The organism is Rodentibacter sp. (assembly GCF_057314195.1).
The window spans coordinates 1-16202 of sequence record NZ_DBHLAM010000014.1; the positions used below are offsets into that span (position 1 = coordinate 1).

The 16202-nt window shown below is 41.7% G+C and carries 14 protein-coding genes and 2 pseudogenes; 7 read left to right on the forward strand and 9 right to left on the reverse strand.

The genetic code is table 11. From position 1 onward, the window contains the following. Positions 1–96 (forward strand): annotated as a pseudogene (locus ACO59Y_RS01485) (SDR family NAD(P)-dependent oxidoreductase); the annotation flags it as partial. A gap of 261 nt (positions 97–357) precedes the next feature. On the opposite strand, the pseudogene mnmG reads toward ACO59Y_RS01485, so the two are convergent. The 3 genes and pseudogenes from mnmG to zapB all read right to left on the reverse strand — a co-directional run bounded on the left by mnmG (position 358) and on the right by zapB (position 3368). After that, positions 358–2239: pseudogene (gene mnmG / locus ACO59Y_RS01490) on the reverse strand (tRNA uridine-5-carboxymethylaminomethyl(34) synthesis enzyme MnmG). A 419-nt stretch (positions 2240–2658) separates the two neighbouring features. Further along, positions 2659–3099, reverse strand: a complete 441-nt coding sequence (gene mioC, locus ACO59Y_RS01495) for an FMN-binding protein MioC (RefSeq protein WP_486130014.1) — start codon at positions 3097–3099, stop codon at positions 2659–2661. Between the two features lie 50 nt (positions 3100–3149). After that, positions 3150–3368: a cell division protein ZapB gene (gene zapB, locus ACO59Y_RS01500; RefSeq protein WP_486130016.1), complete on the reverse strand. Its 219-nt coding sequence runs from the start codon at positions 3366–3368 to the stop codon at positions 3150–3152. A gap of 152 nt (positions 3369–3520) precedes the next feature. Between zapB and glpX the strand changes: the two genes are divergently transcribed. After that, positions 3521–4534 carry a class II fructose-bisphosphatase gene (gene glpX / locus ACO59Y_RS01505; protein WP_486130018.1) on the forward strand — a complete coding sequence of 338 codons (1014 nt, stop codon included), beginning with the start codon at positions 3521–3523 and terminating at the stop codon, positions 4532–4534. Positions 4535–4615: 81 nt separating this feature from the next. Here glpX and ACO59Y_RS01510 read toward each other — a convergent pair whose 3' ends face one another. Continuing rightward, complete coding sequence (locus ACO59Y_RS01510; protein ID WP_486130020.1) at positions 4616–5332, reverse strand: lysine/arginine/ornithine ABC transporter substrate-binding protein; 717 nt, start codon at positions 5330–5332, stop codon at positions 4616–4618. 202 nt (positions 5333–5534) lie between these two features. On the opposite strand from ACO59Y_RS01510, the gene mutS reads away from it, so the two are divergent. Further along, on the forward strand, positions 5535–8120 hold the full coding sequence (gene mutS, locus ACO59Y_RS01515; protein WP_486130022.1) for a DNA mismatch repair protein MutS: 2586 nt from the start codon (positions 5535–5537) through the stop codon (positions 8118–8120). A gap of 131 nt (positions 8121–8251) precedes the next feature. On the opposite strand, the gene ACO59Y_RS01520 is transcribed toward mutS, so the two are convergent. From ACO59Y_RS01520 to ilvC, 4 genes are all read right to left on the reverse strand, one after another. Continuing rightward, positions 8252–9280, reverse strand: coding sequence for a type II toxin-antitoxin system HipA family toxin (locus ACO59Y_RS01520; RefSeq protein ID WP_486130024.1), 1029 nt, complete (start codon positions 9278–9280; stop codon positions 8252–8254). After that, positions 9277–9597 carry a HipA N-terminal domain-containing protein gene (locus tag ACO59Y_RS01525; RefSeq protein ID WP_486130026.1) on the reverse strand — a complete coding sequence of 107 codons (321 nt, stop codon included), beginning with the start codon at positions 9595–9597 and terminating at the stop codon, positions 9277–9279. The genes ACO59Y_RS01520 and ACO59Y_RS01525 overlap by 4 nt, the downstream gene beginning before the upstream one ends. Continuing rightward, entirely contained in the window at positions 9585–9893 is a 309-nt protein-coding gene (locus ACO59Y_RS01530; protein ID WP_486130028.1) for a helix-turn-helix domain-containing protein, read from the reverse strand. Before ACO59Y_RS01530 ends, ACO59Y_RS01525 begins: the two co-directional genes overlap by 13 nt. A 186-nt stretch (positions 9894–10079) precedes the next feature. Beyond that, complete coding sequence (ilvC, locus tag ACO59Y_RS01535; RefSeq protein WP_486130030.1) at positions 10080–11558, reverse strand: ketol-acid reductoisomerase; 1479 nt, start codon at positions 11556–11558, stop codon at positions 10080–10082. A gap of 216 nt (positions 11559–11774) precedes the next feature. Between ilvC and ilvY the strand changes: the two genes are divergently transcribed. The 3 genes from ilvY to glpE are packed head-to-tail and all read left to right on the forward strand — an operon-like array spanning position 11775 to position 13881. Beyond that, on the forward strand, positions 11775–12653 hold the full coding sequence (ilvY, locus tag ACO59Y_RS01540; protein ID WP_486130032.1) for an HTH-type transcriptional activator IlvY: 879 nt from the start codon (positions 11775–11777) through the stop codon (positions 12651–12653). Between the two features lie 31 nt (positions 12654–12684). Next, positions 12685–13560, forward strand: coding sequence for an EamA family transporter RarD (rarD, locus tag ACO59Y_RS01545; protein WP_486130034.1), 876 nt, complete (start codon positions 12685–12687; stop codon positions 13558–13560). A 3-nt stretch (positions 13561–13563) separates the two neighbouring features. Next, positions 13564–13881, forward strand: coding sequence for a thiosulfate sulfurtransferase GlpE (gene glpE, locus ACO59Y_RS01550; RefSeq protein WP_486130036.1), 318 nt, complete (start codon positions 13564–13566; stop codon positions 13879–13881). 146 nt (positions 13882–14027) lie between these two features. Here the strand turns inward: glpE and ACO59Y_RS01555 are convergent, their stop codons facing one another. Beyond that, positions 14028–15173 (reverse strand): DUF2827 family protein, encoded by a 1146-nt coding sequence (locus ACO59Y_RS01555; RefSeq protein ID WP_486130038.1) that lies wholly within the window; start codon positions 15171–15173, stop codon positions 14028–14030. A 270-nt stretch (positions 15174–15443) separates the two neighbouring features. Here ACO59Y_RS01555 and ACO59Y_RS01560 point away from each other — a divergent pair, with 270 nt between their 5' ends. Continuing rightward, complete coding sequence (locus ACO59Y_RS01560) at positions 15444–16097, forward strand: TfoX/Sxy family DNA transformation protein (RefSeq protein ID WP_373604365.1); 654 nt, start codon at positions 15444–15446, stop codon at positions 16095–16097. The last annotated feature ends 105 nt before the right edge of the window (positions 16098–16202 follow it).

Below are 16202 nucleotides of genomic sequence, written 5' to 3' on the forward strand. Positions count from 1 at the left end.
TCAAACGGTGCATTATTCTCAGAAGACAAAACCCTTGAGAAATTGCTAGGTCGCCAAACGGCGGACTTGAGTGTAGCGGTGAAGCAAGCACTATAATTCGTAAAGAATATTCCCCTAACGGGTAAAATAATACTCAACCGAGGATAACTTTATCCTCGGTTTTTTAATTGAACGATTTCAACGTATGGAAAGTTTTCATCACACCTATAGCGAAAGATTTCAATGCGGTGCTAAAACAATATGGCAATGACGTAAAAATACTTATCGGAATCAAAACATAAATTCAACTAACAAAATAGCACCGCATTGGAGGCTGTTCCAATGCGGTGCTATTTTAGAGGTTCAATAAACCGAGAATTATTCGCCGCGCTTTAACATCCCTTGTTTTTTCAAATTGACCAAAATAATGGAAATTGCCGCCGGCGTGATGCCGGAAATGCGGCTTGCCTGTCCGATGGAGACTGGGCGATGTTGTTCTAACTTCGCGCGCACTTCGTTAGAAAGGCCGGACACTTTGGAATAATCAAATTTTGCCGGAATTTCGGTATTTTCATGGCGTTTTTGTTTTTCGATTTCTTCTTCTTGATGCTCGATATAGCCTTGATATTTAATCGCAATTTCCACTTGTTCCACGGCTTCTTTATCTTCCATTGCCGGTTGGTAAGGCGTTAAAGAAGTCAAAATTTCATAGTTTATTTCCGGGCGACGTAATAAATCTTCGCCATTCGCTTCGCGCACTAACGGGCTGCCAAGCACTTTATTGGCTTCTTCCAAATATTCTGAACGCGGGTGCAACCAAATACTGCGTAAACGTTGGCGTTCCTGTTCAATATTTTCCATTTTTTGATTAAATCGCGCCCAGCGCGCTTCGTCAATTAAACCGAGTTCGTGCGCAATTGGGGTTAAACGAATATCGGCATTGTCTTCACGAAGTAATAAACGATATTCCGCACGGGAAGTAAACACGCGGTACGGCTCTTTGGTACCCAATGTGCAAAGATCATCCACCAATACGCCGGTATAAGACTGATCGCGACGTGGAAACCAAGGTTCTTTTTCTTGCACGTAAAGCCCTGCGTTAATCCCGGCAAGTAAGCCTTGTGCTGCGGCTTCTTCATAACCTGTTGTACCGTTAATCTGACCAGCGAAGAATAAACCAGAAATTGATTTGGTTTCTAAAGTGGGTTTTAAGTCACGCGGATCGAAATAATCATATTCAATAGCATAACCCGGTTTTACGATTCGCGCATTTTCCAAACCTTTCATGGAATTCACAATGCCCATTTGCACGTCAAACGGCAAACTGGTAGAAATTCCGTTTGGATAGACTTCATTGCTGGTTAAGCCTTCCGGTTCTAAATAGATTTGATGAGAATTGCGATCGGCAAAACGCATCACTTTATCTTCAATAGAGGGGCAATAACGTGGGCCAATCCCTTCTATCACGCCGGTGTACATTGGACTACGATCCAAATTATTGCGGATCACCTCATGAGTTTGTTCGTTTGTGTGTGTGATGTAGCAGGGAATTTGTTGTGGGTGATCGGAAACCGATCCCATAAAAGAAAATACCGGCAGCACCGCATCGCCGTGTTGTTTTGCCAGTACGTCAAAATTGATCGTGCGCGCATCAATACGCGGCGGCGTACCGGTTTTTAGGCGATCTACGCGCAAACCCAGCTCACGTAAACGATGGGAAAGATTCACAGAAGCCGGATCCCCTGCGCGACCGCCTTCATAATTTTGAAGGCCAATATGGATCTTACCGGCTAGAAACGTACCGGCAGTTAAAATTACAGATTTTGCACGGAAAGTTAAGCCCATTTTAGTCGCCACACCGGTGGCGCGATCCTGTTCAATCAGAATATCCGTTGCTTCTTGTTGGAAAATATCTAAATTTGGTTGATTTTCAAGAGCAATGCGTATGGCTTGGCGATATAACACGCGGTCAGCTTGAGCACGAGTTGCACGTACAGCAGGCCCTTTACTGCTGTTTAAATTGAATACCCGCCTTATCTGCAGCATGCGCCATTAAGCCGCCCATAGCATCAATTTCTTTGACCAAATGCCCTTTACCGATCCCACCAATCGCCGGGTTGCAAGACATTTGCCCTAAGGTATCGACATTATGTGTCAATAACAGGGTTTTTAAGCCCATACGTGCCGGTGCAAGGGCGGCTTCGGTTCCAGCATGACCGCCGCCGATGACGATCACATCATAAGTTTCGGTATAAAACATCGTTTTCTCTATGTATTCGAAGCTAAAAAATGGGCGTTATTTTACAGAAATTCGATTTTTCTTGAAAGCAAGAATTGATTTGGTTGAAATGGAAAAGGATCTAAATATCGTGCGCTAATAGATCTATGATCTATTTTTATAAATAAAGATCTTATTATTGTTATTATTATGATCCTTCGAGCTTGTGAGTAAGCTCTTTTTTCTTTTAAAAATGAAGAGGTTAGAGGATATCGGATAATGTTGATCTGAAGGGAAAAGGAACTAAATTTTTTGTGGATAATTTGGTATTTTATCCACAGAATTTAAAAATTTAAATTTTATTCAGTGAAAAAATACAGGTTTTTGACAAGTTTTTATTAAGTTATCCACAAGCAATAAAAAACGATGATTGAAAAAAATCATCGTTTTTTATTTTTAAATTAGGCTAATGCTTGAATAAATTGCGGAAGCCATTGTTCACTATAACTTTCGGGATCATCCACATTAAGTACGTCGATGGTTAATGTGTCGCACAATTTGAACGCATTTTTGGCCGATAAAATTTGTTCAATACGTTTTGCTGCATAGCAAAAAGTATCATAATCGGAATTGCCTAAACCGACTATGGCAAAACGTAAGTTACAAAGATTTAAATCCGATTGCATGATTTGATCAAACAGCGGACGTAAATTATCCGGAATTTCACCGGCACCGTGAGTGGAGGTCACGATCAGCCATAATGGTTCGTCAATCACTTCGTCATAATTCGCACCGTGGTAAAGTATTGTGGAGAATCCTTGTTTTTTTAGCGCTTCTTCTAAGTGTTCCGCTACATACTCCGCGGTGCCTAAAGTGCTACCTGAAAGAATACAAATTTTCATAAAAATCCTTAAATAAAAAAGGCTTAGATTTTCTAAGCCTTTTAATCTGATTAAACATTATCAAATTTGCCGAGTAATGAACGAATATGTTCTTGCCAATTATGGTGTTCGTTTTTCAGTTGTTCATTTTCGTTTTGTAATGACTCGACAGTTTGTTGAGCTTGGTTTTTTTGCTCTTTTAATTCTTCCACTTCAAGTTGAAGCAATTGGATGGTTTCTACCGCTTGTTTAATTTTATCTTCAAGCTGGTTTAAAATTTCTAATGACATAGCGATTTCCTTTTAAAATAACGTCTGAAATGGCTTTATTGTACTCACTTCACTTTTCTTTTTAAAGGTTTGGCTAAAAATTTATTACGCAAACGTTTGCATAGTGTTAGAATAGCCCGATTTTTTTGCTTGCGACAAAACGGAGAAACAAAATGAATCGTGCATTGGCTATTGAATTTTCTCGTGTAGCGGAAGCGGCGGCATTAGCGGCTTATGGTTGGCTCGGACGCGGCAATAAAAACGCTGCGGATGAGGCAGCGGTGAAAGCGATGCGTTATATGCTTAACCTTATTCATATGGACGGTGAAATCGTTATCGGCGAAGGAGAAATAGACGAAGCACCAATGCTTTATATCGGCGAAAAAGTAGGTTCCGGCAACGGAGAATTGGTTTCTATTGCAGTGGATCCGATTGATGGTACGCGGATGACCGCAATGGGCCAATCCAATGCGATTTCCGTGTTGGCGGCAGGCGGCAAACATACGTTCTTAAAAGCGCCGGATATGTATATGGAAAAAATAGTAGTCGGTCCGGAAGTAAAAGGCATGATCGATTTAACTCTTCCGCTTGAACAAAATTTGCGCCGTACTGCTTCCCGCTTAGGCAAGTCTTTATCCGATTTAACCGTCATGATATTGGCAAAACCGCGCCATGAAAAGGCGATTCAACAAATGCACGACTTAGGTGTACGCGTATTGGCGATTCCGGACGGCGACGTCGCGGCCTCTGTGTTATGTTGTTTACCGGATGCCGAAGTAGATATGCTGTACGGTATCGGCGGTGCGCCGGAAGGTGTGGCGGCAGCGGCGGCAATACGCGCTTTAGGTGGCGATATGCAAGCGCGTTTAATTCCGCGTAACCAAGTGAAAGATGATAGCGAAGAAAACCGAAAAATCGCCGCCAATGAAATTCAACGCTGTACAGCCGTGGGTGTGCAAGTCAATGCGGTGCTGAAATTAGAGGACATCGTACGTGACGATAATCTGGTTTTCACTGCAACGGGCATTACCAACGGTGATTTACTGAAAGGCATTTCCCGCAAAGGTAACCTTGCCGGTACGGAAACCTTACTGATTCGTGGTAAATCTCGTACCATTCGTAAAATCCAATCGCTTCATTATTTAGATCGTAAAGATTCGGAAATTTATAAAATTTTGAATCTTTAACATAACTCTTTAATATAACAAAGCCCATCTCGACGGATGGGCTTTGGTGTTAAAGTACGATTGCTTTTAACCGAATTCTATTTATTTCTGCATCCATTTATCATAGATTTCTTGATATTCGCCGTTCGCCTTAATGGCGTTTAATCCTTGGTTTAAACGGGTTTGAAGCGCTTTATTTGCTTTGTTTAAGGCGATCCCGACGCCGCGCCCGAAATATTTTTCATTGCTGACTTTTTCACCGACAAATTGCAGATTCGGCTCTTTTTTCAATATATCTGCCAACAGTGCGGTATCACTTAACACGATATCGATCCGACCGTTTTGTAAATCTAAAATTGCGTCTTGTAAATTCACGTAAGATTTCGGCGTATATTGCGGTGTTTCCGCAACCGTATATTGTTGGAAAGTGGAACCATTTTGTACGCCGATATTTTTTGCGCTCGCTAAATCTTTGCCTTTCAGCGCGATATAACTCGCCGAACTGTCATAATAAGGAGCACTGAATAAAACTTGTTTTTCGCGTGCTTCGGTAATATCAATTGCCGACATGGCCGCATCAAAACGTTTGGCTTTTAAGCTTGGAATTAACGCATCGAAAGGTTGGGTTTTGAAATGACAGGTGGCGCCGATTTGTTTACAAATTGCCCGTGCCACATCGATATCAAAACCGACCAATTCACCTTTTTCCGTGGTAGCTTCAAAAGGCGGATAGCTCGGTTCGGTGCCGAATGTTAATTCTTCTGCTGCAGAAACGGCGCTAACGCCCATTAAAATCGTGGCTAATAGTCTTTTTTTCATGTTGTGTGCCTCATATAAATAGATTAATTAATCGCATAGATATTAAAAAAAATGAATAAATATGCAATATTTAAGCATAAAAAACGCGTAAATAAAACCACTTTCTTCAACATTGGCTTTTCTCGTTCAAAACCCTAAAATAGCGCCCTATTTAAAGCTATATCCGAACGGCGCATTTCACTACAATAAAACAGGTAACTCAATGATTTCAGAAGAATATTTAACCCAGCATACGCCCATGATGCAACAATATCTCAAACTCAAAGCTGAGAATCCGGATGTTTTATTGTTTTATCGGATGGGTGATTTCTATGAGCTGTTTTATGACGACGCAAAAAAGGCAGCGGCATTGTTGGATATTTCATTGACCAAACGCGGACAATCGGCAGGACAGCCGATTCCGATGGCGGGTGTGCCATATCATGCGGTGGAAGGTTATTTGGCAAAATTGGTACAGTTGGGCGAACCGGTGGCGATTTGCGAACAAGTGGGCGATCCGTCTATGGCAAAAGGGCCTGTTGAACGCCGAATTGTGCGTATTGTGACGCCAGGCACGGTAAGTGATGAGGCCTTATTACCGGAACGCCAAGACAATCTTATCGCCGCCGTGTATCAAGAAAAAGATAAATTCGGCTTGGCGACTTTGGATATGACCTCCGGCCGTTTTCAACTTTGTGAACCGGCTGATAAGGAAACTTTGCGCGCGGAATTACAGCGCATTGCGCCGGTGGAATTGTTGTATTGCGAAGAATTTAATGAAATGGCGGCAATTGAACATTGCAAAGGTTTACGCCGTCGCCCTATTTGGGAATTTGAACTTAGCACCGCAATTGATTTGTTAAATCGCCAATTCGGCACCAAAGATTTGCGTGCTTTCGGTGTGGAAAAATCACCGCTCGGCTTAAGCGCGGCGGGATGTTTGTTGCAATATGCCAAAGAAACTCAACGCACCGCGCTACCGCACATTCAAAGTATCGGCGTGATTCAAAATCAAGATTTCATTCAGCTGGACGCCGCCACCCGTCGCAATTTGGAACTCACCCAAAATCTCGCCGGCGGCACGGACAATACTTTAGCGTCCGTATTGGATAAATGCGTTACGCCCATGGGTAGCCGCTTGTTAAAACGCTGGATTCATCAGCCGATTCGCAATATTGAAAAATTACAACAACGTCAACAAACCATCGCGGAAATTCTGAATTTTGATTTAGTGAACGAATTACAACCCTATTTGCGACAAGTGGGCGATATGGAACGTATTCTGGCGCGTGTAGCATTGCGTTCGGCGCGTCCGCGCGATCTCACCCGTTTGCGCACCGCATTGGAACAAATCCCCGAGCTGCATTCGGTGATTCAACAAAAAGCGCCGCCGTTTTTAAGCACGCTTTTCGGGCAAATTGCCGACTTTAGTGAACAATGTGATTTACTACAACGTGCGATTATCGACGTGCCGCCGCTGCTCATTCGCGACGGCGGCGTGATTGCGCAAGGTTTCAATGCGGTGCTGGATGAGTGGCGCGCGCTTTACGACGGCGCAACGCAATATTTGGAAAAGCTGGAACGACGCGAGCGGGAAGCTACCGGTATTGATACGCTAAAAATCGGTTTTAATGCAGTGCACGGCTATTACATTCAAATCAGCCAAGGGCAAGCCCACAAAGCGCCAATTCATTACGTACGCCGTCAAACCCTGAAAAATGCCGAGCGTTACATTATTCCAGAATTGAAAGAATACGAAGATAAAGTGCTGAAATCCAAAGGCGCGGCGCTGGCGTTGGAAAAGCAGCTATATGACGAATTATTTGATTTATTGTTGCCGCATTTGGGCGCGTTACAGTTGGCCAGTTTGGTCTTATCCGAATTGGATGTGTTGGTGAATCTTGCCGAGCGCGCAGAGCGCTTAAATTATGTGATGCCGATGTTTTGCGACGAAGTCAGTGTGAAAATTGAAAACGGCCGTCATCCGGTGGTGGAACAAGTATTAAAAGATCCTTTTATCGCCAATCCGGTAGAGCTCAATACAAATCGTCATTTATTGATTATTACCGGCCCAAACATGGGCGGTAAAAGCACCTATATGCGCCAAACCGCATTGATTACTCTGATGGCGTATATTGGCAGTTTCGTGCCGGCAGACAGTGCGCAAATCGGCCCTATTGACCGCATTTTCACCCGTATCGGTGCATCCGATGATTTGGCGTCCGGCCGTTCGACTTTTATGGTGGAGATGACGGAAATGGCGAATATTCTGCACCAAGCCGGCGAGCAAAGTTTAGTATTGATTGATGAAATCGGACGCGGCACCTCCACTTACGACGGGCTTTCGCTGGCTTGGGCCTGTGCTGAATGGCTGGCGAAAAAAATTCGTTCGCTGACGCTTTTCGCTACCCATTATTTTGAATTGACGGCTTTGCCTGAACAATTGCCGGGCGTCGCCAATATTCACTTGGATGCACTTGAACACAATAACAGCATCGCCTTTATGCACGCGGTGCAAGACGGCGCGGCGAGTAAAAGTTACGGCTTGGCGGTGGCGGCGCTTGCCGGTGTGCCGCAATCGGTAATTAAGCTTGCCAAACAAAAATTGACGCAATTAGAAAAAATTGCCGGCCATTCTGCCGACCAACAAATTCAAGCGTTACGTGAAGCTAATCATAATCAAGGCGAATTGTTATTTGAACAAGAAACCGATGCCTTGCGTGAAGCCATCGAAAAACTCGAGCCCGATGACTTAAGCCCAAAACAGGCGCTGGCGTATTTGTATCAGTTGAAGAAGATGGTAAAATAAAAATTTGAACGCTGTGGAATATCGTGCGGTGTTCAATTTATAGGTTCCATAATTACTGTTCAACCCTCAAAATAGCACCGCATTGGAAGCCGTTCCAATGCGGTGCTGTTATTCAATACTAAACTTGCGTTTTATAATTCCGGTTCATTTAATACATTAATTAAATTGAGCCTTTTATGATAGCTTTTTAATACGCAATCAATGTGATTTTGAGGCATAAAAGAATTTTCATAAATATTTTTAACTCTTTCTCTTTCTTTTGTTATTTCAGGAATCAGTTTTTGAATAATTACCTTTTTATTCAAACCGATATTTTCACCGAATTCCACAAAATCGTCGCCGATATATTCGCCGTATTGCGTGTTAAATCCGTGTGCTAAAGAACCACCCTCTTCCCTCTCAAGCAAAGGCAGGGCAAGCAGAGATGAATTAAATACTTCCGGATAAGGTGCAACGGAAACGAAATCATAAATAGGCGCTAATTGACGAATATTATTTTTCGGATAAAGCAAAGAAAAATTGCGTAAATGCAGATCATTGTTACTAAGTAAATAAGCATAAACAATACGTCGAAAGAGTTCTCTTTGTAAGGCGAGATTATTTTCCGTTTGCTTTAGAATAAATTTTACAATGCGTTCATAGCTCACATATTGTTGATTATCCGTTCCGATTTTTCCGTATTTTTCTTTGATACTCATCGCTCCGTCGAGTTGTTCTTGATGAATAGGATTGTTATTTTCATCACGATCAAAACGTTTTATGACAAAGGCAAGTTCGGTTTTGGAAGGCTCCTCTAAAAAAGGGAAGAGTCCGTTTGCCGGTACATCAAAGCCGAGTTTGGCCATAACTCGCATGGTAGCATGTTCATTTTCGGCAAGAAAAGGATAGTCTTCCGGCGAAGGTTTTAAAATATAGCTGCCTTGTTGATTAATACTATTAAATTGTTCGTTTTCAATAATGAGCTGTAATTTAGGTTGAAAACCGGAAATGCTCATGCCTTGTTGTTTCTTTGGTTTGTTGGTGATGAAGTCCTGACGGGAAAAAGGTAATTGCGGATTAAACTTTTTGTTTCCGGTTAGTTGAAATAAACCTTCTTTGCTATAGCTCGAGTTTAGCTCGTTTTTTTTGAGAGGTTTCATCAAAATTCGACATAAATTCATATATCCTCCCTAAATATTTGTACTGCTCCTAACATGTTGTCGCCGTTATTGATTAAGAAACGAAAAAGGTCATGTTCATCAATTTGTTGATAAGTGGCATATTTCTTTTTTAACCAACCTTCCGGAATAAGGGAGGCAAAGTAGGGAAATAGGGTTTTCGAATAAAAAGGGCTCTGTTCAAGAGGTAAACTTAACGATAGAGGCATACCTTGATAGTCCGGATTGTAAGCAAAATGAAAACCGTGTTTGTCTTCTTGAAGTAAACCAATAAATTCACCATAGAGATAGACTTTTCCTGATCGTTTTAAATCGCGCATAACGATACCCCTAAAGTTTGTGCGACGGTAACGACGGTGGCAAAGCGCACTTGGCTCGGATCTTGAAATAAGCGATTTAAGGTTGAAACGGATACACCAGTTTGTAATTCCAACATGCTTAACTCAATGTTAAGCGCCTTGCGTTTGTCATTGAGTTGGTGTCCGAATGTCTTGAGATTGACTATTTTCCCTTCATAAAGTTGCTCGCGTTGTGCTTGTTCGTAAGCGAGAAAATATTTTTGCAGTTTTTTTAATTCATCGATTTGTATTTCAAGTTTTGCGCTTAAATTTTCCATATTTGATATTTCTTTTAATAAAATAAAACAAAATAATCATATATGATTTTATATATCTTTTAAAGCTCTTTTTTAAATCTTTTGTTTAAAAAATATCATTAAAAATACTATAAATGAAATTAATAGATGATAAAAAAACCGGCTTTGCCTGAACAAAGCCGGTTTTAAATTCGATTTGCTTTGAGATTAACCCGCAACTGCGATACGTTTCATATCCGTCATATAACCGCGTAATTCTTGACCAATTAATTCTACCGGGTGATTACGAATTGCGTCATTTACATCGCGTAAAGTGATGTTGTCGATTTCAACGGTTGGGGTCGGTTCACCCAAGTCGCCTTTTTGAAGGTGAGGGATAATTTCTTTGGCAAGAATCGGCGTTGCAACGTTAGAGAACAAATAGTTGCCGTATTCTGCCGTATCGGAAATCACCACGTTCATTTCATACAAGCGTTTACGCGCGATGGTATTAGCAATTAATGGTAATTCATGCAAAGATTCGTAGTAGGCGGATTCTTCATAAATACCGCTCGCTACCATGGCATCAAAAGCCAATTCAACACCCGCTTTTACCATTGCAATCATTAATACGCCATTGTCGAAATATTCTTGCTCGCTGATTTTGCCATCGTATTTTGGTGCGTTTTCAAAAGCGGTTTTGCCGGTCGCTTCGCGCCATGCAAATAAGTCTTTATCACCGTTTACCCAGTCGGCCATCATGGTGGCAGAGAAGTGACCGCTAATAATGTCATCCATGTGTTTGTAATATAAGAAACCCAGGCTTTCTTTGATTTGTTCGGAAAGCTCAAACGCACGTAATTTTGCGCTGTTTGATAAGCGATCCATCATTAAGGTAATACCACCTTGTTTTAACGCTTCGGTAATCGTCTCCCAACCGTATTGGATTAATTTACCTGCGTATGCCGGATCTTTACCGTCAGCCACGAGTTTGTCGTAACAGACGATGGAGCCGGCTTGTAACATACCACATAGAATCGTTTGCTCGCCCATTAAATCAGATTTCACTTCCGCTACGAAGGAAGATTCCAACACACCCGCGCGGTGACCGCCGGTTGCTGCTGCCCACGCTTTCGCGATTGCCATGCCTTCGCCTTGTGGGTCGTTTTCAGGGTGAACCGCGATTAATGTCGGCACGCCGAAACCGCGTTTGTATTCTTCACGCACTTCGGTACCCGGGCATTTCGGCGCTACCATTACTACGGTGATGTCTTTACGAATTTGCTCGCCTACTTCCACGATGTTGAAACCATGCGAATAACCGAAGGCCGAATTTTTTTTCATTAACGGCATAACGTCCGCCACTACTTTAGAGTGTTGTTTATCCGGCGTTAAGTTGATGACTAAATCCGCAGTTGGAATTAATTCTTCGTAAGTGCCAACGTTAAAACCGTTTTCCGTTGCGCGTTGGAATGATGCGCGTTTTTCCTTAATAGCTTCCGGACGTAATGCGTAGCTGATGTCCAAACCGGAATCACGCATATTTAGCCCTTGGTTTAAGCCTTGCGCACCGCAACCTACGATCACGATTTTTTTGCCTTTTAAGAAATTCGCTTCATCAGCGAATTCTTCGCGATTCATAAAACGACAACGACCTAATTGGTCTAATTTTTGACGTAAATTCAATGTGTTGAAATAGTTAGCCATGTTTTTTCCTTGTTTGTAAGGTGAATGTTGGATGAGGTTGTGTTTGCATATAGTTTTGTTATAGACGGGATTATAAATTTTTTTGTAGTTGCGTAAAGTGATATTATAGGAATGTTATGTTGTAATTTTTGCAATTATAAGCATTAATTAAAATTTGTTTTTGTTGAAAATCGATTTTCAACGATAGCGGCTTACTTTAATAAAATAGAAATTATCATGGACTTTCAAGATCTTAATTTATTTATAAAACTCGCCGAAACCCAAAACTTCGCTAAAACCGCTACCCAAAACCATATGTCGCCCTCCACCCTTTCCCGTCAAATTCAACGGCTTGAAGATGAATTGGGAAAAATCCTTTTTATCCGCGATAACCGCCAAGTTACGCTGACCGAACACGGCGAGAAATTTTTACAATTTGCTAAAACCGAATGGCAAAATTGGCGACAATTTCGTCAACAGTTCAACGACGAGGACGAATTAAGCGGCGAATTGAAACTGTTTTGCTCGGTAACCGCGTCCTACAGCCATTTGCCGCAAGTGTTAAAGCAATTTCGTCAGCGCTATCCTAAAGTGGAAATTCAGCTGACTACCGGTGATCCGGCATCGGCGTTGGAATTGATTCAAACTCAACAGGCGGATCTCGCCCTTGCGGGTAAGCCGCAAAATTTACCGGCGAGCGTGGCGTTTCATAAAATCGATAACATTTCGCTTTCTCTGATTGCACCTCGCGTGGCTTGTTTAGCCACCCAGCTTTTGCAAGAAACACCGATAAACTGGCAACAAATGCCGTTTATTTTTCCGCTGGAAGGGCATGCTCGACAACGGATTGAGCAATGGTTGCGTGAAGAAAAACAGATTAAACATCCGAAAATTTACGCTACCGTGGCCGGTCATGAAGGCATTGTGCCGATGGTAGGTTTGGGTTTCGGATTGGCGATGTTACCCGATGCGGTGATTGATAACAGCCCAATGAATCATCAAATTTCGAGACTAAATCTCGACGTGCCGATTGCGCCTTTCGAGCTTGGTATTTGTACACAAAAAAGAAATCTTGAACAGCCCTTGATCCGTGCATTTTGGGCGATGTTGGAATAGAATGGGCGCTAATTCGCGATGAGGATCTGTTATGCTCAAAGGCATTCTCGTTTCATTGTTAGCCTCTTTTCTATTCGGCTACATGTATTATTTTTCCACCTTACTCAAACCTTTGAGTGGTACGGATATTTTCGGCTATCGAATGATTTTTACCTTTCCTTTCGTCGTATTCGCGGTGTTGATGTTTAAACAAAAAAACGCCTTGATTGAACGCTTAAAACACATCAAAAATCAGCCTTATTTTGCCTTTTCTTATCTTTTTTGCGGCGCATTGATGGGTTTTCAAATGTGGCTTTTTTTATGGGCGCCGAATAACGGCAGTTCGCTAAGCGTGTCGTTTGGTTATTTGTTGTTGCCGATTGTGATGGTCGCCGCCGGACGCTTGATTTTCAAAGAACGCATTTCCACTTTTAAATTCATTGCGGTGCTAATTGCGACGCTCGGCATCATTTCCAATATTGTGCTTAAAGGCGGATTGTCGTGGGAAGCGATCGTCATTTGCATAGGTTATACCACTTACTTCTCGGTGCGAAAAGCGTTGAAAAATACCGATCTTGCCTCCTTTTGTTTGGAAATGCTAAGTTTAATGCCGATTAGCGTTTATTTTGCGTTGCAAACGGATTTTGCTTCAGTGGAACAAAGCAATTCGGCGATTTGGGGCCTGCTGATATTACTCGGACTCATCAGTGGTACCGCATTGATTGCTTATGTGATCGCCAGTAATAAATTACCGATGAATTTGCTCGGCCTGCTTGGTTATGTGGAAACTATTATGATGCTGTTCGTTTCTTTTTTTATCGGCGAAAAAATTGATGCGCAAAGTTATCCGCTTTTTATTTGTTTAATTTTGTCCATGAGCCTGGTGATTATTGATGGCCTGTACAAACAACAGGCGAGAGGATCTTAAAATATGTCATTTCAAGAAATAACCCCGCAACAAGCTTGGCAAATGGCACAACAAGGCGCGGTGCTGGCCGACGTACGCGACGCGCAACGTTATGCTAATGCACACCCGAAAGGCGCTTTTCATTTGACCAATCAGACTTTTCTGCAATTTGAAACATTGGTAGATTTTGATTCGCCAATTATTTTGAGTTGTTATCACGGCGTGAGTAGCCGAAATATTGCCACTTTTTTAGTTGAGCAAGGTTACGAAAAAGTGTTTAGCGTGATTGGGGGATTTGAAGGCTGGATAAAAGCGAGCTTGCCGGTGGAAACGGACTATTGATTTTCTCTTTGTTTATTTCGTTGGGAAATTTATTAAGCGTTATTTGAGATCCTGATTTAGCACCGCATTGAAAGCCCGTCAAATAAGGTTTCAATGCGGTGCTGAAACGGAGAAACAAAAATCCCTCCATCCGGAGGGATTTTTGCTTATTTAAACAGACGCAACAATTCTTGTTCGTAATAACAGATATTGAGCGGGTTGGTTGGCAGTTGCGAATCAAGATACTCATTTGCGCGTTTGACGTATTCATCGTGCCGTTTGTCGTGATTTTCGATGACCTCGAGCAACACTTTGGCGCCTTCTTCGGCATCGAATTGATCATAATAATAACCGACGCCTTTCGGAATTAATTTGGAATTATGGATAAACGGGTAACCGCCGTATAGCGCGTCGTTATAAGCATAGTTCAAGCCATTTTCCCATTGGTGACTTAATACAACATCCACATAACGGGTTAAGAAATCCGGCATTTGGTAACGTGCTTCCACACTCATAATATTATCGCGTACGATATCGGTGTGGCCAATAAAATTGCGGAAAGTCGGATCTTCCCGTTTATCATAGGTGTTGCACATAAAAACATGTTCGATTTTTTCAGGTTGCATGCGATAAGCCTGTTCGGCGATCAAAATCGGTACGAAACAGGTTTTTACAATATGTGCGTTTGATTCAAAGGAAGCGATACGTTTTGCTGTTTTTGTTGGATTTGGGCAATAGCCGAAATCAAGGTTGTGATCTCTTTTCAACCAACCGATTACTTTATCGCAAAACACAGGCGACCAAATAAACGGTACGATATAAACCGGACAGCGGTACATTGTGTGGAAGTAAGATCGACAGGTATTTTCATGGTGCGGAAAAGTCCAAACCGCATCGAATGCGGTGCCGTTAAAGGTGCGCGAAGTTGGACGATTAAACAGCATATTTTCCGCATCCATAATCATATCGTTACCCATTTTATAGCATACGGTTTTGCCGCCGTGAGCGCGCATCCGCTCGATTTGATGCGGTTCTATGACCAACATTCCCTCTATTAATACGTCAAGCTCATCAATGACATCGTCAATATAGGCAAAGTTAATATCCAATCCGTCAAGTAAAAAACCTTCCGGCGGCGTAGTGCGTCTTGCCGCACCCCAAGAAACCAATACGACATTTTCTACTAAAGAAGAGTGTTTAAATAAATTGTAAAGATGAATGACATTTTGATTTGCGCCGTTTGCCCAAATATCTGAGATCTCGGATTCTAAATTAAAGGTGATACCTATTTTGTATTTTTTGCTTGCGTTCATAGTAAGTAAGCTGGCCTTTTATATAAAAATAATGGAAGGGCAATTCGGATAAAAATGAATTTTTTGAACCCTGTAGCCCACGGAGGAAAGCGGTATTTTGCCATTGTGAAGTGATTTTGGCGAACAAAAATTTTAATATTTTGATCTTGTTCACAAATTCACAAAGAATCGGTTTTATTCATAATTTGTTAATGATATAGATTCTTCGGCTGAAGAGGATTTTGGCCATTAAGTAATGATTTAAGCAATAATGAGGTATGCATGCAGTATTTGAATGTTCAAGATGAGCGTATTGAATCCGTTTGTTTACGAGCGGATAGATTAATTGGAAATGTGACATCCCGAAACCTTTTTACCGGTTATGGGTTGTTTTATAAGAAGGAATTTATGTTCGCACTATGGTTAAACGGAAAATTTTATCTGCAAGCCAAAAACGAACTCGCACAACAATTAATGCGTTCCGGTTGTTCGCCCTTTACCACGAACGAAGTCAATCGTAGGTTTGTTCTCGCCGATTATTACCGATTGTCTTCTAATATTATGGGGGATGAGTCGTTATTGCGTAAATTATTTATGCTTTCTATTAAGCAAATCCAAGAGAGAAGAAATGCGCTTGCATTATCTAAAGCGAATCGCTTGAAGGAGTTGCCTAATCTTTCGATAAAGTATGAAAGAATGCTAAAGAAAGTGGATATTCCGGATGTCGCGACATTAAAATCGGTAGGTGCAGAAAATGCCATTGTACGTTTAAAAAAAGCGGGCATTCCGGCAACACTGCAAACTTATTGGAGGATTGTTGCTGCGTTACACAATAAAAATTGTGTATTGTTTACTAAATCACAAAAGGAGATTTTACTGAAAAAATTAAATGAGGTGTTACACAAAGCCGGTTTCAGAAAATACAGAAAAGTAGATGATGAATAAAAATTAATCTCTTGAGTAAAAATCTGAAAAAAGGTGTTGCAAAGGATCTAAAAATTCCTATAATACGCGGCACACAACGACGCATGGTTGTGAAATAGTCAAATT